Source organism: Verrucosispora sp. WMMC514, assembly GCF_027497295.1.
GTDB lineage: Bacteria > Actinomycetota > Actinomycetes > Mycobacteriales > Micromonosporaceae > Micromonospora > Micromonospora palythoicola.
The window spans coordinates 1165873-1183272 of the sequence record NZ_CP114906.1 but is presented as its reverse complement, the minus strand read 5'-3'; the positions used below and the strand labels follow the sequence as shown (position 1 = coordinate 1183272).

22 protein-coding genes are annotated in these 17400 nt (G+C 70.4%); 6 read left to right on the top strand and 16 right to left on the bottom strand.

Translation table 11 applies throughout. The annotated features are described in order from the left end of the window. From O7597_RS05365 to O7597_RS05320, 10 genes are all read right to left on the bottom strand, one after another. Positions 1-1644, bottom strand: coding sequence for a glycoside hydrolase family 13 protein (locus tag O7597_RS05365; RefSeq protein WP_281583189.1), 1644 nt, complete (start codon positions 1642-1644; stop codon positions 1-3). 61 nt (positions 1645-1705) lie between these two features. Further along, positions 1706-2740: a LacI family DNA-binding transcriptional regulator gene (locus O7597_RS05360; protein ID WP_269738004.1), complete on the bottom strand. Its 1035-nt coding sequence runs from the start codon at positions 2738-2740 to the stop codon at positions 1706-1708. A 60-nt stretch (positions 2741-2800) separates the two neighbouring features. Continuing rightward, the gene (locus O7597_RS05355; protein ID WP_269738003.1) at positions 2801-3766 is read right to left on the bottom strand and encodes a carbohydrate ABC transporter permease; all 966 of its coding nucleotides are present in this window, start codon (positions 3764-3766) and stop codon (positions 2801-2803) included. 1 nt (position 3767) lies between these two features. Beyond that, positions 3768-4820 carry a sugar ABC transporter permease gene (locus tag O7597_RS05350; RefSeq protein WP_269738002.1) on the bottom strand — a complete coding sequence of 351 codons (1053 nt, stop codon included), beginning with the start codon at positions 4818-4820 and terminating at the stop codon, positions 3768-3770. A gap of 70 nt (positions 4821-4890) precedes the next feature. After that, positions 4891-6243, bottom strand: coding sequence for an ABC transporter substrate-binding protein (locus tag O7597_RS05345; protein WP_269738001.1), 1353 nt, complete (start codon positions 6241-6243; stop codon positions 4891-4893). Between the two features lie 408 nt (positions 6244-6651). Continuing rightward, positions 6652-7146, bottom strand: a complete 495-nt coding sequence (locus tag O7597_RS05340) for a TspO/MBR family protein (protein ID WP_269738000.1) — start codon at positions 7144-7146, stop codon at positions 6652-6654. A gap of 217 nt (positions 7147-7363) precedes the next feature. Continuing rightward, the gene (locus tag O7597_RS05335) at positions 7364-7507 is read right to left on the bottom strand and encodes a GPGG-motif small membrane protein (RefSeq protein ID WP_018786997.1); all 144 of its coding nucleotides are present in this window, start codon (positions 7505-7507) and stop codon (positions 7364-7366) included. Beyond that, the gene (locus tag O7597_RS05330) at positions 7498-8274 is read right to left on the bottom strand and encodes a metallophosphoesterase (RefSeq protein ID WP_269737999.1); all 777 of its coding nucleotides are present in this window, start codon (positions 8272-8274) and stop codon (positions 7498-7500) included. The genes O7597_RS05335 and O7597_RS05330 overlap by 10 nt, the downstream gene beginning before the upstream one ends. Before the next feature lie 10 nt (positions 8275-8284). Further along, positions 8285-8560: a hypothetical protein gene (locus O7597_RS05325; RefSeq protein WP_164447578.1), complete on the bottom strand. Its 276-nt coding sequence runs from the start codon at positions 8558-8560 to the stop codon at positions 8285-8287. Continuing rightward, positions 8557-9141 carry a nucleotidyltransferase gene (locus tag O7597_RS05320; RefSeq protein WP_269737998.1) on the bottom strand — a complete coding sequence of 195 codons (585 nt, stop codon included), beginning with the start codon at positions 9139-9141 and terminating at the stop codon, positions 8557-8559. Before O7597_RS05320 ends, O7597_RS05325 begins: the two co-directional genes overlap by 4 nt. A gap of 230 nt (positions 9142-9371) precedes the next feature. On the opposite strand from O7597_RS05320, the gene O7597_RS05315 reads away from it, so the two are divergent. After that, positions 9372-10037, top strand: a complete 666-nt coding sequence (locus O7597_RS05315) for a dTMP kinase (RefSeq protein WP_269738706.1) — start codon at positions 9372-9374, stop codon at positions 10035-10037. Here the strand turns inward: O7597_RS05315 and O7597_RS05310 are convergent. Beyond that, entirely contained in the window at positions 10022-10717 is a 696-nt protein-coding gene (locus O7597_RS05310) for an SDR family NAD(P)-dependent oxidoreductase (RefSeq protein WP_281582155.1), read from the bottom strand. The two genes, O7597_RS05315 and O7597_RS05310, sit on opposite strands and share 16 nt — an antisense overlap. Before the next feature lie 607 nt (positions 10718-11324). Between O7597_RS05310 and O7597_RS05305 the strand changes: the two genes are divergently transcribed. Beyond that, on the top strand, positions 11325-12314 hold the full coding sequence (locus O7597_RS05305) for a sigma-70 family RNA polymerase sigma factor (protein ID WP_269738705.1): 990 nt from the start codon (positions 11325-11327) through the stop codon (positions 12312-12314). A gap of 111 nt (positions 12315-12425) precedes the next feature. Here the strand turns inward: O7597_RS05305 and O7597_RS05300 are convergent, their stop codons facing one another. Continuing rightward, positions 12426-13334, bottom strand: a complete 909-nt coding sequence (locus O7597_RS05300) for a C40 family peptidase (protein ID WP_281583188.1) — start codon at positions 13332-13334, stop codon at positions 12426-12428. Between the two features lie 518 nt (positions 13335-13852). Between O7597_RS05300 and O7597_RS05295 the strand changes: the two genes are divergently transcribed. Beyond that, complete coding sequence (locus tag O7597_RS05295) at positions 13853-14380, top strand: DUF6232 family protein (RefSeq protein ID WP_269737996.1); 528 nt, start codon at positions 13853-13855, stop codon at positions 14378-14380. Positions 14381-14390: 10 nt separating this feature from the next. On the opposite strand, the gene O7597_RS05290 is transcribed toward O7597_RS05295, so the two are convergent. Together O7597_RS05290 and O7597_RS05285 are read right to left on the bottom strand one after the other, a co-directional pair. Continuing rightward, positions 14391-14726 (bottom strand): DUF3817 domain-containing protein, encoded by a 336-nt coding sequence (locus O7597_RS05290; protein WP_269737995.1) that lies wholly within the window; start codon positions 14724-14726, stop codon positions 14391-14393. Between the two features lie 26 nt (positions 14727-14752). Continuing rightward, the gene (locus tag O7597_RS05285; RefSeq protein WP_281582154.1) at positions 14753-15205 is read right to left on the bottom strand and encodes a hypothetical protein; all 453 of its coding nucleotides are present in this window, start codon (positions 15203-15205) and stop codon (positions 14753-14755) included. A 120-nt stretch (positions 15206-15325) separates the two neighbouring features. Between O7597_RS05285 and O7597_RS05280 the strand changes: the two genes are divergently transcribed. The 3 genes from O7597_RS05280 (at position 15326) to O7597_RS05270 (ending at position 16568) form a co-directional block, all read left to right on the top strand. Then, positions 15326-15649 carry a DUF6158 family protein gene (locus O7597_RS05280; RefSeq protein WP_164447571.1) on the top strand — a complete coding sequence of 108 codons (324 nt, stop codon included), beginning with the start codon at positions 15326-15328 and terminating at the stop codon, positions 15647-15649. Then, positions 15649-15972, top strand: a complete 324-nt coding sequence (locus tag O7597_RS05275) for a hypothetical protein (RefSeq protein WP_281582153.1) — start codon at positions 15649-15651, stop codon at positions 15970-15972. The genes O7597_RS05280 and O7597_RS05275 overlap by 1 nt, the downstream gene beginning before the upstream one ends. Positions 15973-16034: 62 nt before the next feature. Then, a complete protein-coding gene (locus tag O7597_RS05270; protein WP_269737992.1) occupies positions 16035-16568 on the top strand; it encodes a DUF1360 domain-containing protein in 534 nt (177 codons plus the stop codon). A 108-nt stretch (positions 16569-16676) separates the two neighbouring features. Here the strand turns inward: O7597_RS05270 and O7597_RS05265 are convergent, their stop codons facing one another. Beyond that, positions 16677-16874, bottom strand: a complete 198-nt coding sequence (locus O7597_RS05265) for a hypothetical protein (protein ID WP_164447568.1) — start codon at positions 16872-16874, stop codon at positions 16677-16679. A 37-nt stretch (positions 16875-16911) separates the two neighbouring features. Continuing rightward, complete coding sequence (locus tag O7597_RS05260) at positions 16912-17154, bottom strand: hypothetical protein (RefSeq protein ID WP_269738703.1); 243 nt, start codon at positions 17152-17154, stop codon at positions 16912-16914. Positions 17155-17400: the final 246 nt, after the last annotated feature.

Here is a 17400-nt window from a genome sequence, read left to right as displayed (position 1 = left end):
CTACGCCCTGACCCAGACGGTCACGTCGGTGGGCACGGAACCGTCCTCGTTCAGCGGTGCGCTGCTGTGCACCACCTCGCCGTCGGGCCTCGTTGCCGGGTCGGCCCCGAAGTTGGTGAACACCACCAGGTCACCGTTGCGGAAGGACAGCACCTCGTCGCCGGAGGAGAGCCACTCCAGGGTGCCCCGACCGAGTCCGTACGCGCGCCGCAGCCGCAACGCCTCCCGGTACAGCTCGTACGTCGAGCCGGGCACCCCGCGCTGACGGTCCAGCGCGTACTCGGCCCAGACCGGCGGCTGCGGCAGCCAGCTCGCGTCGGTCGGCCCGAAGCCGTACGAGGGCGCGTCGGCCTCCCACGGGATCGGCACCCGGCACCCGTCGCGGCCCCGCTGGGTGTGCCCGCTGCGTTCCCAGGTCGGGTCCTGCCGTGCTGCGTCGGGCAGGGTGGTGTGCTCCGGCAACCCGAGTTCCTCACCCTGGTAGAGGTAGGCCGAGCCGGGCAGGGCCAGCATCAGCAGGGTGGCCGCCCGGGCCCGACGCAGCCCGGTGGCGGCGTCCGGCTGCTCGTCGCCGATCCCGATGCCGTTCGGTCGGGGCGCACCGATCGGCAGCCCGAGCCGGGAGGCGTGTCGCACCACGTCGTGGTTGGAGAGCACCCAGGTGGTGGGCGCGCCGACCGCGTCGGTGGCCTCCAGCGATCGCGTGATCACCGCGTACTGGGCCGGGGCCGTCCAGGAGGCGAGCAGGTACTCGAAGTTGAACGCCTGGTGCATCTCGTCGGGACGTACGTATCGGGCCAACCGCTCCGCCGGCTCCACCCACGCCTCGGCCACCAGGATCCGCTCGCCGGGGTAGCCGTCCAGCAGCCGTCGCCAGTCGCGGTAGACCTCGTGCACGCCGTCCTGGTCCCACATCGGCGGGCGGGGCTTGTCCGCCTCCTGCCCGGAGAGGATCTCCTGCGGATCCTGCCAGTCGGCCAGATCGGCCTGCTTGACCAGACCGTGCGCCACATCGACCCGGAAGCCGTCCACGCCCCGGTCCAACCAGAACCGCAGCACGTCCAGGAACTCGGTGCGGACGTCGGGGTTGTCCCAGTTCAGGTCGGGCTGGGCGGTGTCGAACAGGTGCAGGTACCACTGGCCGTCCGGCAGCCGGGTCCAGGCCGGGCCACCGAAGACGCTCTGCCAGTCGTTTGGCGGCTCCGCGCCGCCCGGTCCGCGACCCTCGCGGAAGACGTACCGTCCCCGCTCGGCACTGCCGGGACCGGCGGCCAGGGCGGCCTGGAACCAGGCGTGGGCCGAGGAGGTGTGATTGGGCACCAGGTCGACGATCACCCGCAACCCGTTGGCATGGGCCTTCGCGATCAGGTCGTCGGCATCGGCGAGCGTGCCGAACAGCGGCTCGACGTCCCGGTAGTCGGCCACGTCGTAGCCGGCGTCGGCCTGCGGGGACGGATAGAACGGGGAGAGCCAGACCGCGTCGACACCCAACTCCGCCAGATGGTCGAGGCGGGCGGTGATCCCGGGCAGGTCGCCGATCCCGTCACCACCCGAGTCGGCGAACGAGCGGGGGTAGATCTGGTAGATCACCGCCTCCGTCCACCATCCGGTCGGTGGGGTCTGCTGCGTCGCGTCGTGGTTCAGGGCGTACTCCCGTGGTCGAGCCGTCCGGCCCGGTTGGCCCCGACGGCGTGCTGGCTGTCGTTCAGTTTGCCCGGGCGGGCGCGGTCGAATCACGTACGACCAGCCGAGTGTCCAGGATCACCGACGAATCGGGTTTGCTCACGTCGTTGTCGAGGGCCCGCCCGCAGAGCGGGTCGAGCAGCAGTTGCGCGGCCAACCGGCCCTGCTCCGCCGCCGGTTGGGCGATGGTGCTCAACCCCAGCACCCCGGAGAGGGCGTGGTCGTCGATGCCGATCACGCTGACGTCCTGGGGTACCCGCAGGCCGGCGTCGCGCAGTGCGGTCAGCGCACCCATCGCCATCTCGTCGCAGGCGGCGAAGATGGCCGTCGGTGGGTCGCCCCGGCGGAGCAGTTCCTCGGTGGCCCGGGTGCCGCCGGCGATGTCGAAACTCGACTCCACGTCGAGGCTCGGGTCCGGCTGCAACCCGGCCGCGCGCAACGCCTCCTGATGCCCCCGGCGCCGGTCCAGATGGGCGCTGAAGGCGAGTTCGTCGTCGGGATCACCAGAGATGTGCGCGATCCGGCGGTGCCCCAGATCCAGCAGGTGCCGGGTGGCGGTCCGCGCCGCCGCCACGTCGTCGATCCGCACGCAGGGCCAGCCCGGCACGGTGGTACCGGAGCTGATGGTGACGCCGGGCAGGTCGAGCGCGGCCAGGGCGGTCACGTCGGTGGCCCGCAGCGGGGTGGCGACCAGCATGATCGCGTCCACCCGCTTGTGCAGGTGGGTGGCGTGCAGGACGCGCTGCCTGTTCTGCTCCCGCCCACCCAGGTTGTGCAGCAGCAGGTCGTATCCGGCCCGGTGGAAGAAACCCTCGGCCGCCTCGACGACCACCCCGAAGAACCACCGGGTGATCCGGGGAACCACCACCGCGACGGTGCCGGTCCGGCCACCCGCCAGCCGTGAGGCGCTCGGCGACACGGCGTACTGCAACTGCTCGGCGGCGGCGAGCACCCGGCTGCGGGTCGCCGCGGACACCGTCGGCAGCCCGCGCAGCGCCCGGGAGACGGTGGCCGTGGAGACGCCGGCCAGCCGGGCGACATCGTCGATCTTCGTCACGTGACACCCCGTTCACGTCCCGCGTGGTGCCGCCGCCGACGGCGGCGGCACCACGGCGGATCAACCCTTGACGCTGCCGGCGAGCAGCCCACGAACGAAGTAGCGCTGCAACGACAGGAACACGATCAGCGGTACGACGATCGAGACGAACGCTCCGGCGGTCAACCGTTGCCACTCGTTGCCACGGGTACCGGCCAATTCGGCGAGGCGGACCGTGAGTGGCGCGGTGACGTCGCTGCCACCGGCGAAGATGAGCCCGACCAGCAGGTCGTTCCAGACCCAGAGGAACTGGAAGATGCCGAACGCGGCGAGCGCCGGGGCAACCAGGGGTAGCACGATGGTGCGGAAGATCTTCGGGTGGGTGGCCCCGTCGACCCGGGCCGCCTCCATCAGATCCTTCGGCAGTTGCGAGATGAAGTTGTGCAGCAGGTACACGGCGAACGGCAACGCGAAGCAGGTGTGCGCGAACCATACCTGGGCGAAGTTCTGCGCGCCGTCGAGGTTCCAGGCGGGCATCAGGGTGACGCCGCCCAGGCTGACTCCGCGCGAGAAGAAGCTCAGCAGCGGCACCAGGGCCATCTGCAGCGGCACGATCTGGAGCGCGAAGATGCCGATGTACACCCAGTCACGGCCCCGGAAGTTGATCCAGGCCAGCGCGTACGCGGCCAGGGCCGCGAAGGCGAGCGGGAACAGCACCGCCGGCAGGGTGATCACCAACGAGTTGACGAAGTAGCTGGCGAGCTGCCCGGACGAGGCGGACTGTCCGAACAGCACCTCCTGGTAGTTCTGGAGGGTGAACTCCGGATCGCGGAAGAACGTCCACCAGCCGGTGGTCTTGATCTGATTCTCCGGCCGGAACGAGGAGACCAGCAGACCGAAGGTGGGGATGGTCCAGACGACCGCGATGACGATGGCGACCATCGTCGCGGTGTGGGTGTTCAGCCGCTTGCGTACCCGCCCCGCACGGGTCGGCCGGCCGCTGGTCTCCTGTGCTCCGGCGGCGACCGGGGGAGTGGTGGTGGTCATCTCAGCCCTCCCGTCGCTGCTGACGCAGGTTGCGGATCTGGAAGATCACGATGGGGATCACCAGGATGAAGAGGAACACCGCGAGCGCGGAGCCTTGCCCGTTCTGGCCGTACCGGAACGCCTGGTTGTACATCTCGTTCGCGATCACGCTGGTGTCGTAGTTGCCGTTGGTCGAGGTGCGGACGATGTCGAAGACCTTCAGCGTGGCGATCGAGATGGTGACCACCACCACGATCAGCGCCGGCCGGATGCTGGGCAGGGTGATCTGCCAGAACATCTGCCACGGGCTCACCCCGTCGAGCCGGGCGGCCTCGACGATGTCGGCCGGAATCGCCTTGATCGCCGCGGACAGCACCACCATCGCGAACCCGGCCTGGATCCACACCATGATCACGATGAGCAGCAGCGTGTTCAGCGGTGAGTCGAGCAGCCACTGTCGGGGTGTGCCGCCGAGGCTGACCACGATCTGGTTGAGCAGACCGATCTGTTCCTGCTCTTCGCTGCGGAAGGCGTACACGAACTTCCAGATGATGCTGGCGCCGACGAACGAGATCGCCATCGGCATGAAGATCAGCGACTTGGCCACCGCCTCCAGCCGGGCCTTGTCGACCAGCACCGCGTAGATCAGACCGATCGAGGTGGCGACGAGCGGCACGAGGGTCACCCAGACCAGGGTGTTGAGCAGCACCCGGACGATCGAGTCGTCGGCGAACATCCAGCGGTAGTTGTCCAGGCCGACGAAGTTCTGGCTGCCGCCGTCCATGAAGGACAGCAGGGTGGTCCGCAGCGCCGGGACGACCAGGCCGATCAGCAGCAGCACCACCGTCGGCAGCAGAAAGAACGTGGCGAACAGCCCCTCGCGGGACCTGGGCCGCCCGGGCGGCGGCGCCCCGTTGGCGGTGGCGGCCACGAATCGCGCCTCGCGTCGCCGCGCGAAGAAGGCCGGCACCGCGTCGAGCAGCACGAGCAGGCCGCCCACCACCACCGCGAAGGCCACCAACCCCCACAGCAGCATCATCAGTTTGGGTGACTGCTCGGCGAAGTCGAAGTCCATCAACCCTCCCAGGGTCCTCGGTAGAGCCGGTGGGCCGGCCCGCGCACGCGGACCGGCCCACCACCGGAAACTACTTCCAGCTGCTCTCGATGCCCTGCAGGACTTCGGCGGTGTTCCCGCCGTTGATCCAGTCGACCATGCCCTTCCAGAACGTCCCGGCGCCGACGGCGGCGGGCATCAGGTCGGAACCGTCGAACCGGAAGACCGTGCTGTCGTCCTGGAGGATCTCCACCGACAGCTTGTCGATCGGGTTGGCGACGTTGGCCAGGTCGACCTTGTTGTTCGCGGACACCCAGTCGCCGATCTTCGCGCGGCTGTTGGCGTACTCGCCGGAGGCCAGGTACGTCTGCACCGCCTGCACCTCGGGACGGTCGGCGAAGGCCGTCACGAACTCGCCGCCGCCCAGCACCGGCTTGCCCTTGCCGGGGTCGATGGCCGGGAAGTAGAAGGCGAAGACGTCGCCGTCCTCGGCCACCCGGGTGCCCTCAGGCCACTGGTTGGCGTAGAAGGAGGCCTGCCGGTGCAGCGCGCACTTGCCCTGCGTGATCGGCACACCCGCCTCCTGGAAGGAGGTGGTGGCGATGCTGCGCACCCCACCGAAGCCACCGTTGACGTACTTGTCGTTCTTCAGGATCGTGCCGGCCCGGTCCAGCGCCTCGGCGACCCGGGGGTCGTTGAAGGGGATCTCGTGCGTGGTCCACTGGTCGTAGACCTCGGGGGTCTGCGTCCGCAGCATCACGTCTTCGATCCAGTCGGTGGCCGGCCAGCCGGTGGCGTCACCGGACTCGATGCCGGCGCACCACGGCTTGACGTCGCTCTGCGCGATCGTGTCGCTGAGCTGGATCATCTGGTCCCAGGTGGTCGGCACGGTCCAGCCGTTCTCCTGGAACATCTTCGGCGAGTACCAGACGAACGACTTCACGTTCGACCCGAGGGGTGCGCCGTAGAAGGTGCCGTTGACGGTGCTGTACTTCAGCCAGTCGGGCGAGTAGTTCTGCTCGGCCATCGCCTTGGTCTCGGCGCTGGCCGCCTTCAGCTGGTTGCGCTCGGCGAACCGGGCGAGCAGACCGGGCTGGGGGATGAAGGCCAGGTCAGGGGCGTTACCGCCGTCGACCCGCACGGGAAGCTGGGCCTCGAACTCGCCGCTTCCCTCGTGATTGATCGTGATGCCGGTGCAGTCCTCGAACTGCTTCCAGGACTCCGCCAGGCGGTCGGCCTCGATGTCCCGGATCGACGAGTAGATGTTCACCGTCTTGCCGGAGTGGCCCTGGTAGTTCTCGTACGGGGCGCACTCCGCGGAATCGGCGTTGCTGCTGCCGCCGTCGTTGCTGCTGCTTCCGGTGCCGCAGGCGGTGGCGCTGAGTGCCAGTCCGATCGCGCCAACGATCGCGACAGCCTGGCGTGGCCTGGCAGAGATCGCCATGCCGTCCTCCTTCCTGTCCGGCGCCGGCCGGGATCACATCCGGTTGACCAGGCGCCGGTCCGATGGGCGTTTTCACATGTAAGCGCTTGCATCCGCCCGGGGTCCACCCCTGGACGGACACGAGCGAGTAACAATCCGGAAACCTGGCCCGGGGCCATGGACCCACGTCTCTCGACCGGAGAGACCCCTGTCTATCAGCGGATATGTCTGTCGGCCGAGCCGAGCGGCAGGGAGATTCCCGGCGCGAGAGACCGGCTGGCGGGCAGCGGCGTGCCGCTGCCCGCCAGCCGGTGGTCGTCACCACGCCCGGGTGCGTTCGCCCGGTCGTGGCCGCGCTGCGGGGTGCCGATCGTCAGATCGCGGAGATGGCTGCCGCGGTAGCCGTTCGACGGCTGGCCGGCCCTCCGGTCAGGTGTTCAGCTGCCAGATCGAGTAGTTGAGGGCCGCGGCGAAGGTCACCCACGCCCAGTAGGGCAGCAACAGCACCGCCGCCACCCGACTCGCCCGGGCGAACAGCAGGACGGTCACGCCGATCGCCAGCCACAGCAGGATGATCTCGGCGAACGCCAGCCCGTACCGGTCACCGGCGAAGAAAAGCGGCGTCCAGGCGGCGTTGAGCACGAGTTGGACCACCCACGCACCGAGGGCCACACCGAAGCCCACCCGGCGCCAGACCAGCCAGGCGGCTAACGCGATCGTGGCGTAGAGGATGCTCCAGACCGGGCCGAAGAGCCAGGACGGCGGCGACCACGCGGGCCGGTCGAGGCTCGCGTACTGGTCGGCTGCGCCCGAGGCGGCCAGGTTGCCGATCACGGCGGCGGCCAGGACGGCCACCGCGAAACCGGCGAGCGCCCACCACTTGCCGGCACCGTTGCGTCGGATCTGTTCCGTACTCGTCCGCATGGTCGGAGGTTCTCCGCTGAGCGGGCGCGGCAAACCTTCCGGTGGCCGTCGTCGCGGCCGTGGTCACCGGCGAGCGCGCTAGCCCGCCGACCGGGAGCGGGCACGGTCGGCGGACAGCACGCCGGGGTCGCCGCGCCCGGTGACTCCTGTCGGGAGGACGGAGTACCGGTCGCGACGACCCCGGCGGGTCCGGTGAGCGACGCCCTGCGTCGCCGAATCAACTGAAGATGCTGACCCCGCCCGGGCCGACCAGCAGCCCGACGACGATGAGGACGATGCCCCAGAGAATCTGCCGGCGGAACAACGCGAGGATGCCGGCGACCACCAGTACGACTGCGAGAATCCAGAGAATCAGCTCCATGGTTGCTGAATACCCCCGGCGGCGACTCCGGAAACCTCGCCTTGATCAAGGTGGTCGCCCAGGTGGAAGACGCTGTACGCCTGCTTGATCACCGGGTGGGCGACGTTGCGGACGCGTACGCCGCCCGGGGTGGTGCCCCGCTCGGTGCCGTGGTGGGCGTGCCCGTGCAGGGCGAGGGCGGTCGGCGCGGCGTCGATGGCCTGCCCCAGCTGGTAGCAGCCGAGGAACGGGTAGATCTCCAACGGTTCGCCGGCCAGGGTGTCCGGCACCGGGGCGTAGTGGGTGAGGGCCACCAGCACGTCGCAGTCCAGCGAGCGCAGTGCCTCGCCCAGCCGATCGGCGCTCTCGGTCGTGGTCCGTACGAACGCCTTCATCTCCGGCTCGCCGAAGTCGCTGGCGCACCGGCCGGCGAAACCGCCACCGAAGCCCTTCACCCCGGCGACGCCGAGGCGGCCGCCCGGACAGTCCAGCACCACCCCGTCGCCCTCCAGGACGGTGATACCCGCCTCCGTCAACGCCCCGACCACCTGGGGAACCTGGTCGCACTGATGATCGTGGTTGCCCAGCACGGCGATCACCGGTACGCCCAGGCCGCCGAACTCCCGGGCCACGCAGCGGGCTTCCGCCTCGGTGCCGTGCCGGGTCAGGTCGCCGGCGAGCAGCAGCGCGTCGACGTTGCCCGGTAGTTGCTCAAGTGCCGGCCGGAACCGGCCGACCACGTCCTCGTCCAGATGTACGTCGCCCACAGCGGCGATCCGGATAACCATCGAACCTCCCTCAGGGCAGTTGCTCGATCTCCGTGGGCGCCTGCGTGCGGACCACCCCGATGTCACTGGTGATCGGCACGTCCGGGAAGCGGTCGGCCACCCGGCGCAGGATCTCCTCCCGCCGGTGCGCGCTCTCGACCTCGCCGTGCAGCACGAGAGCGCGTTCGGTACGGACCACGGTGATTCCCTGTTCGGCGACGGCCGGATCCTCGGTGAGCAGCCGGTGGATCTCCGCCTCGACGTACTCGTCCGGCGGTCCGGCGCCGGAGTCGCGGTGCGCGGTCACGGTTTCCCCTTCCCGTCGGCCGTGCCGGAGTAGGGCACGACGTCCAGCCTGTCCAGCAGCACCAGGAACGACTCGGCGTACGGCGAGTGCTGCGTCTCCTTGCGTACCCGTTCCCAGTCGATCTGCTCCCGCAGCGAACGGGCCAGCGGCAGCCCACGGGCGAAGTCGCAGTAGTGCTGGGAGAAGCTGAGCAACTTGTGCACCATCAGCTGGGTGGCCGACAGCACCGGCATGTGGATGGCGTCGACCGGGCGTACCACCGTGTCGGCGAAGGTCTCCTCGGTCACCGGCGTCTCGATCGGGCGGTGGATCAGGTCCACCATCCGGCCACCGTCGAAGACCTTCACCAGCCAGTCCTCCGGTGGCCGCTCGGCGGTGAAACCGGCCTGCCCCAGCGCCTCCAGCGCGGGTTCGACGTCGGACTCGCGGATGAGGAAGTCGACATCGTGCTCGCTGGAGTGTCCGCCGTGCGCGTACACGGCGAAGCTGCCGCCGAGCGCGAACGGGATCTCGGACTGCTTGAGCACGGCGGCGACCTTCTTGAGGGTGTGTAGGAGAGTCTCGTCGTCGCGCTCGGCCATCTCGCCTCTCCAGTCGACTCGTCGGGGGTGCCACCGGTGGGATCTCCGATCGGTACCCGGCATACCGGTTGCCCACACCTGCGCGGCGCGCGCAAGGGGATGAACAGGGCGCAAACCGGATCTAAGGTGCGAGCACCGTGCGCCTGTCGGATAGCCTTTCGAGGGTGGCCAGATCGACGGGAGCGCCCGATTCGACGGGAGTCCGCTGTGGCAGGGGGCGGCTCCGCACCATTGCCTTGATCGGCATCGACGGCTCGGGCAAGACCACCCAGGCGCACCGGCTGGCCGAGGCACTCACCGCGGCGGGGCATCCCGCCACCTACCACCGCAACGCCGGCGGCCGGCGCTGGCTCGGCCGGGTGGCACACCGGCTCGGTCGGCCTGATGCCCTGAGTCTCCTCGGCCGGGACGGGATGCTCCTGGTGGAGTCCGTGCTGCGCTGGTTGGCCATCGCGATGACCCTGCTCGGTGGCCTGTGCACCGGTCGGGTGGCCGTGATGGACCGCTACGCGGCCTGCCAGTACGCCAGTCTGCGGGCACACGGCGGGCACCGCTGGGAGCGGATGATCCGGGCCACCTACCGACTCTTCCCCCGGCCGCAACTGACGTTCCTGCTGACGGTCGAGCCGACCGAGGCGTACCGGCGGATCGAGCGTCGGGGCACCGACCACGAGACCCTGGGCTTTCTGGCCGCTGCCGACCTGGCCTACCGCACGCTGCCGGAGTATCCGACGTTCGTGCCGGTCGACGCGGCTCTCCCGGCCGAGGAACTGGCCCGGGAGATCCGCGAGCACCTGAACGCCTGGCTGACGGCCGGGAACGAGCCGACCGCTACCGTGCCGGCAGGGGCGGTCGCTCCGGTGACGGAACTGGTCCCACTTCAGGCCCGTCCGTAGACCGGTACGGCGGCGCCGCTGGTGGGTGCCGACTCGTCCGAGGCGAGGAAGCGGATCACCGAGGCGATCTCGGCCGGGTCCACCCAACGGGTGTGGTCGGCGTCCGGCATCGCGTCGCGGTTGGTCGGGGTGTCGATGACACTCGGCAGCACCGAGTTGCAGCGGACCCCGGCCGCCTTGTACTCCGTCGCGACCGCGGCGGCGAAGCCGAGCACCGCCGCTTTCGCGGTCACGTAGCCGGCGGCCCCGGGGAAGGGCGCGACCGCAGCCCGGGCCGCGACACAGACCACCGCGCCACCGCCGGCGGCGACCAGGTGCGGCAGCGCGGCGCGGGTGACCAGGTGGGTCGGGCGGAGATTGATGGTCAGCATCCGTTCGAAGTCCTCGACCGGTGTCTCGTGCAGCAGGCCGCCGCTGGCGTATCCGCCGACCAGGTTGACCACCGCGCGTAGCGGCGCCTCGGGATCGCCGGCCGCGACCTCGGCCACCCGGGCGGCATCCCGCGGGTCGGTCAGGTCCGCGACGATCCGGACCGGAGCATCGCCCTCGGGTCCGTCCACCGGGTCCGGTCGTCGGCGCTGGGGCGCGACCACCCGCCAGCCCGCCGCCGAGAAGGCGGCGCTGACCGCCGTGCCCAGCCCGCCCGTGGCTCCGGTGACCAACACACTGCGATTCACCATGGCCTGAGGTTAGTGCGGTGACCGGTCGGCGGGGGCGGGGCCCCGGCCGCGCTGCCCGAACCGGAGACGCCGTCCGCCCTGGCCGGTGACGTCCTCATCCGGGTGGACACCGGGCCGCGGGTGGTGGGCCGGTGCGACGGGGACGAAGGCGGCACGGCCCGGAATCCGTACCGATCGCGTCGGGAACGAGACAGCTGGCCGGCACACGCTGTCGTCGCGGGCATAGGACCGGCGCGCGGATTGTTCATCAGGGCGTGGGGTATTACCACCGGCGTGGATGAACCGAGCGGTCGACGTACGCGTATCTGGCAGTGACCAGGATCGCAGCACGGTGGTGACCCGGGTCGCTGCGACCATCGGCCGGGCAGTGCTGCCATGGACCGGGACGGAAGGCGATCCGTCGATCCGTCGACCTCACGAGGTGCCTGCCGGCGACAGCCAGGCAGGGTGCTGACAGCAAACATGGACGCTGCTCTCAGCGGATTATCAGGCATTCGTGACACTTTCGACCCACGACATGGAATCCCCGACACGTCTCATCTGTTGTGTAGATGTCAGCACCGATGGGCACAGCGGAGGTTACGGGGGAGGGCTGATGGGCGTGGGGATGGCAAGGAACCGGGCAACCGGCGCGAGCGAGGGGACCGTGGGCACCGTGGACAAGAACATCGGAATGCGAACTGACGAGGTCGCCGAGGAGCGCGACCTGGTCGGAGTCTACCTGCACGAGATCTCCCGGACGCCGCTGCTGGACGCCGCCAAGGAGGTCGATCTCTCCAAGGCGATCGAGGCCGGCCTCTACGCCGAGCACCTGATCGGCGAGGACCGCGTCCCCGACGGGGTCACCCGGGAGGAACTGGAGCGGCTGGTCGCCGACGGGGAACGGGCCAAGGACCTGTTCATCCGGGCGAATCTGCGGTTGGTCGTGTCGATCGCCCGACGCTACGTCCGCTCCGGCATGCCGATGCTGGACCTGATCCAGGAGGGCAACACCGGTCTGGTCCGGGCGGTCGAGAAGTTCGACTACGAACGCGGCTACAAGTTCTCGACCTATGCGACGTGGTGGATTCGTCAGGCCATCAGCCGGGCGATCGCCCAGCAGGAGCGCACCGTGCGGCTGCCGGTGCACCTGGTCGAGGACGTCAACCGGATGCGTAACGTGGCCCGGCAGCTCACGCGTGAGCTGGGCGGCGACCCGGAGCCGGAGCAGATCGCGGCGGCGCTGGGAGTCACCGTCGAGCGGGTCAACGAACTGGTCCGCTGGTCGCAGGACACCGTGTCGCTGGACACGCCGGTCGGCGACGACGGCGACACCAACCTCGGCGACCTGGTCGCCGACAGCGACGCTCCCTCCCCGGAGGAGATCGTGCTCACCGGGTTGGAGCGGCAGCGGATCGAAGGGCTGCTCAACCACCTGGACGACCGTTCGGCCGGCATCATGCGGGCCCGGTACGGGCTGGAGGACGGCCGTGAGCACTCGCTGACCGAGGTGGCCTCGCGGTTCTCCCTGTCCCGGGAGCGGATCCGGCAGTTGGAGATCCAGGCGCTCGGCCGGCTCCGCGAGCTGGCCCGGGCGGAGGGTCTGCAGGCGGCCTGAGCGGGAGACAATAACGGCGAACGGCCGGCGTCCGATAGGGGGACGCCGGCCGTTCGCCGCTTGTCGTCGTCGGCCGGGACGCGGCCGGATCGACTCGTCGAGGCCGGTGGGTCAGCGCACCCGCCCGTAGCCGTACGGCGACATCAGGTCCACGGATCGCTTCTCCACGTTGCGGCCGAAGGTCGGTGCGTGGATGACCTGCCCGTCACCGACGTAGATGGCGACGTGACCGAGGCTGCGGTAGAAGACCAGGTCACCGGGGCGCAGCTCACCGCGACTGATGTGGGCCACCGCTCCCCACTGCATGCGGGTGTTGTGTGGCAGGGACCGGCCGGCCGCCCGCCAGGCGGCCGAGGTCAGCCCGGAGCAGTCGTAACTGCCCGGCCCGTCCTGTCCCCAGGCGTACGGTTTGCCCAACGCGCCGTAGGCGTACCGGACGGCGACGCCGGCCTTGCCGGAGACGGCGGGTGCGTCCTGGGCACTGCTGGCCCGGTTCGTCGGTCGTTCGGTCGCCCGGCCGTACGCCTCCCGGCGCAGCTCGTAGAGCTTGGCGAGATCGCGCTCGATCCGTTTCTTCGCCGACGACAACTCGCGCGACTGCGCGGCCTGCCGGCTGAGCGTCACGTCCAGCCGGGTCTTCTCGTCGAGCAGCCGCCGCTGGTCGGCGGTGTAGCCGGCGATGGTGGCCTGCCGCTGCCGGGTCAGGTGGTCCAGCGTGCCGAGCCGGTCCAGTACCGCGGTGGAGTCACCGCCGTGCAGCAGCGCGTCGACGGTGCCCAGGGTGCCGGTCTTGTACGCGGTCACCGCCATCTCGCCGACGTCCTCGCGGCTCTGCTCGGCCTGCTGCTCCAGGGGGCCGATCCGGTCCTGCAGCCGCTCCACTGCGGCACGGTTGTCCTTGATCTTCTCCCGCAGCTCGTTGTGGGCCTCCACCACGCGTTCCAACTCGACGGAGGCCTTCTCGATCCGCCGGGTCAGTTCGGCGGGGGAAGGCTCGGCCCGAGCCACCGTCGCTGGCATGAGCAGCGCCAAGGTGACGGCGGTGGCCGTCAGGGCGCGCAGCGTGTGCGTCAGGGACGACAAGAGCCCGAATGCTCCTCTCCCAGGGCCGGCGCGGGCGGCTGAGGCTCCGCGACGGCGACGGCCCGGTGCCGTCCCGGTGGACGGCGGCCGGCCGAGCCGACCCGCCCAACCTAGTACGGGACGCCTGTCATCCGCAGAGAAAGCCGGGACCAATGGTGGTGCTGTGGCAAAGCACGCAGGCCACGACCAGCCCCAAAGCGGTTATCAGCGACATGTCGGACTGGTCGCTCCCGGCATATGACGTCGGATGCCGGGCCGTTATGACCGACAAGCCGGACTTGCTGCGCTGTTTCCGGCACCACCTGTCCCTGGCAGGCCTCTGACCATCGCAAACGCCCGAGCCGGAGTGGCGCGGGCGGCCCACAATGAAGCGCGCGGCCGGGAATCCCGTCAACCGGTGTCGATGTCTCCGGCCGGCGGTGATCGACCCGGTGCCAGCCGTGGAAGGAGGGGTCGTGAATCCTGATGGCGCGACGACGCGACCGCCACGGACACCCCGAGGCGCCGGCACCGGGCCGACGTTGCTCTACGCGCGGCCCGGGATCATCGTCACGGTCGACCGGTTCACCGTCGGGCGCAGCAGTTGGCGCGTCGCCGAGCTGACCCACCTGCACAGCACCCGGGGGCCACACGACCGGGCGGCGACCCGGGCCGTGCTGACCTCGACGGTGGTGATCGGCGGGGTGGGACTGCTGCTCGGGTTCACCGGCGGGCTGCAACGGCTCACCGCCGGGGCGTACCTCCTGCTCGGTGCCGTGTTCCTGGTGCCGGTGCTGCTCGCGGTGGCGGGCGACCGCTGGCGCCCACCCGCGTACGAGCTGTGGGGTCGCCGGGCGGGCGGCGACGAGCTGTTGTTCAGCAGCGACGACGAGCACCAGTTCGGCCAGGTGAGCCGGGCGCTGCGCCGGGCCCGCGAGATGAACAGCTACGGCGGCTGGGAGGACCCGCTGGCGGGTACCGAACCGTGGCGACCGCGACGGTGAGGGTGGGTCGCTAGCCGGCGATCGGCTCGGGCTCCTGCTCGCGCTCCCGCTGCTCGGCGGTGACCAGCGCGCTCACCCGCCGCTCGGCCCAGAAGGAGACGAACGGTACGGTGCCGGCCAACATCACCAGGATCATCCGCTTGAGCGGCCAGTCGGCCCGCCGGGACAGGTCGAACGCGGCGACCAGATACACCATGTAGAGGAAGCCGTGTGCCTGGCCCACGGTCTCCACCACGACCGGGTTGTCAAAGCCGTACTTGAGTGGCATGCCGATCACGACCAGCAGGATCAGCACCACGCCGACGACCCAGGCGATCACGCGGTAGCGGGTGAGGGCAGCGCGCACTTCTCGTCCGTCCTTCCGGGCCCGGTTCAGCCGGGATAGTCACCGGGCTTCGCGCCCGGATTGGCGTTCAACCATGACAGGTAGCGGTTGTAGGCGGCCAGCTCGGCGTCGTCCGCACCGGGCCCGGCGCCGACCCGGACGACCCGCACCGGGCGACGGATTCCCGGGCGTGGCGGCCCGGCGTCGGATGCGGTGACACCGCCGGGTCCGGCGGACTCGGCCGGGTGATCGGCGGACCTCGGTGCGGCCGGGTGCTCGTCCGGCGCAGCGGCCGTCCGTAACGTGTGGCGCACCTCGCGCCACCAGACGAAGACCACGAAGCCGGCGAATATCGGCCACTCCACGGCGTAACCCCAGCTGATGGCGTTGCCCGCCGCCGCCCGGCTGACCTGCCACCAGCCGAGGCCGAGGAAGGTGGTCACCAGCACGACCATGGCCACGTGGCGAGCGATCCACGCCGGGGTCCAGAGCCGCTTCATGCCACGAGGGTACCGAAGTCGGCCGCCTTCTCCGACGCGGTGTCGTAGTGCCTCGTGGTTTGGCCACACCCGAGGTGGGCAACCGTACAGACGCCAGCCCAGGACGGACGAGGGGGCGAGATGACGGCATCGGGACGACCGGACGGATTTCCCACCGGCGGTACGGAGGTGAGCCCCGAGCAGCGGATTCCTGAGTGGGGCGACGACCGGACGCCGACGCCCGCCCCCGAGGCGGATCTGCTCGGCATCGATCCGGCGGAACTGGGCGAGGAGGATCTCATCCGGGAGATGCAGAGCCTGCACCGCACCCGACTGGACACGCTGCGCCACGCCACGGACTCGGCGCTCGCCAATCACCTGCGACGCACCGCCGAGCTGGAGACCGAGTACCTCGCCCGCCACCCGGGGCGTGAGGTCGACCCGAGCCGGCTGCGGGACGCGTGATGGCGTACGCCGAGCGGGGGGTGTCCGCGCCTCCGGAGGTGGTGTTCAACACGGCCACCGATCCCGACCGGATCTCCTCCTGGCTGCCCGAGCCGTTGCTGTCGAACGACCCGGCCCAGGAGGGCGAGGCCGAGCAGCTGCACGCCCGCTGGACCGCCCGAGGCGCCGACTGGTCGGCCGACCTGCGGGTGGAGCCGGTCGACGCCGGTGGCTCCCGCCTCCGGTTGGAGATCGGCGGGGGTGGCGAGGACGTCGACCGGCTGGCGGACGAGGCACTCGACAGCCTGGCCCGCGAGGTGGCCGACAACCTGCAGGCCGGCTGATCCGATCGGACCCGCCGCCGGGCCGTGGCGGCACTCGTAGCGTGACCCGAAGAGGAGGCCGGGTGAGCGATCTGAAGCAGAAGGTGGCGCGGTTGCGCCAGGCGTACGCGCCGCACGAGCACCGCCCGCTGGGTGGTTACCTGGCGGCGATGGGCACCTACGCCGCAGTGACCGGTGCGATCGCCGGCCTGGTGCGGGTGACCGGACGGACCGTGCCCGAGCGACCCAGCACGTCGGACGTGGTGCTGCTCGCCATCGCCACCCACAAGCTCAGTCGGCTGCTGTCCAAGGACGCGGTGACCAGTCCGTTGCGCGCCCCCTTCACCCGCTACGACCGGCCGATCGGCAGTGGTGAGGTGATGGAGCAGGTACGCGACTCGGGCAGTTCCACCCGCCACGCCATCGGCGAACTGCTCAGCTGCCCGTTCTGTCTGGCCGTGTGGGTGGCGACCGGTCTGACCGGCGGACTGGTGCTCGCGCCCCGGCTGACCCGGCTCGTCGCCACGGCGTTGACCGCGGTGGCGGCCTCCGACTTCCTGCAGATGGGGTACGCGGTGGCCCAGCAGGCGGCCGAGGGTGGCGGCGGGGAGGATTGACGGACGGTAGGTACCTGTGACGAGGTCGGCCCGGGATCCCGGGCCGACCTCGTTCCGGTTGTCCGACCGATCTCCGGGTTCCGGCTGTATCTCCGGCGGCCCGGAAGTTCAGCGCTGCATGCCGGACCAGCCGCGGGGTGACTCCGGTTCCCGCTCGTCCTCGTCGGCGCCGGTGACGATGTCCCGGTCGACGGCGGTGCGGTCGTGCTCGTTGGCGAAGTCTGGCTCCGGCAGGGTGTCCGTCCCCTCCGGTGGCTGGCCGAGCGCGGGCGGGTGGGGGTGCTGATCTTCCTCGCGCTGCGTCATCGCGTTCCTCTCCTCGTCGCCGGCAGCCGCCGGCGGATCATCCCGTCGAGCCACCCAGCAGGTCGGTCACCTCGTCGGCCGCGTACTCGCCCTCCGGCAGCGCGTTGAGCCGGGACAGCAACTGCGCCGGCAGTTCCGCGGCGACCGCGCGGCGGTAGATGTCCGCCTGACTGATCCGCTCCTGACCGTGGTAGATGTCGTCGAGCAGTTCGTCGAGCGGACGGGTGTCCACCTGCTCGGTCTCCACCTCGTCCCCGACCGCGGCGGCCGTGCCGGGCAGATCGGTGGTGGGCGGATCGAGCGCGGCGGTGTCCACCACCGGCACGTCGGCCAGGATGGCGTCGGGCAGCCGTGCCTGGGTCGTAGGTGCCGTGGCTGCCTCGGTCACGGGTACGTCGTCACTCACCCCCGTGACCTACCCACCCCCACCCCACCAAAACACCCACCCACCCACCAGCCCACCCACCAGCCCACCCGCGTTGACCATGAGGTTGACGGCACCGTGGAGATCGAACACTGCCGTCAA

Excerpts from the sequence above, each read along its gene's own strand:
- O7597_RS05355 (WP_269738003.1), bottom strand. The coding sequence starts at position 3,766 with ATGACCACCACCACTCCCCCGGTCGCCGCCGGAGCACAGGAGACCAGC.
- O7597_RS05350 (WP_269738002.1), bottom strand. The coding sequence starts at position 4,820 with ATGGACTTCGACTTCGCCGAGCAGTCACCCAAACTGATGATGCTGCTG.
- O7597_RS05345 (WP_269738001.1), bottom strand. The coding sequence starts at position 6,243 with ATGGCGATCTCTGCCAGGCCACGCCAGGCTGTCGCGATCGTTGGCGCG.
- O7597_RS05340 (WP_269738000.1), bottom strand. The coding sequence starts at position 7,146 with ATGCGGACGAGTACGGAACAGATCCGACGCAACGGTGCCGGCAAGTGG.
- O7597_RS05335 (WP_018786997.1), bottom strand. The coding sequence starts at position 7,507 with ATGGAGCTGATTCTCTGGATTCTCGCAGTCGTACTGGTGGTCGCCGGC.
- O7597_RS05330 (WP_269737999.1), bottom strand. The coding sequence starts at position 8,274 with ATGGTTATCCGGATCGCCGCTGTGGGCGACGTACATCTGGACGAGGAC.
- O7597_RS05320 (WP_269737998.1), bottom strand. The coding sequence starts at position 9,141 with ATGGCCGAGCGCGACGACGAGACTCTCCTACACACCCTCAAGAAGGTC.
- O7597_RS05310 (WP_281582155.1), bottom strand. The coding sequence starts at position 10,717 with ATGGTGAATCGCAGTGTGTTGGTCACCGGAGCCACGGGCGGGCTGGGC.
- O7597_RS05305 (WP_269738705.1), top strand. The coding sequence starts at position 11,325 with ATGGCAAGGAACCGGGCAACCGGCGCGAGCGAGGGGACCGTGGGCACC.
- O7597_RS05300 (WP_281583188.1), bottom strand. The coding sequence starts at position 13,334 with ATGCCAGCGACGGTGGCTCGGGCCGAGCCTTCCCCCGCCGAACTGACC.
- O7597_RS05285 (WP_281582154.1), bottom strand. The coding sequence starts at position 15,205 with ATGAAGCGGCTCTGGACCCCGGCGTGGATCGCTCGCCACGTGGCCATG.
- O7597_RS05280 (WP_164447571.1), top strand. The coding sequence starts at position 15,326 with ATGACGGCATCGGGACGACCGGACGGATTTCCCACCGGCGGTACGGAG.
- O7597_RS05275 (WP_281582153.1), top strand. The coding sequence starts at position 15,649 with ATGGCGTACGCCGAGCGGGGGGTGTCCGCGCCTCCGGAGGTGGTGTTC.
- O7597_RS05265 (WP_164447568.1), bottom strand. The coding sequence starts at position 16,874 with ATGACGCAGCGCGAGGAAGATCAGCACCCCCACCCGCCCGCGCTCGGC.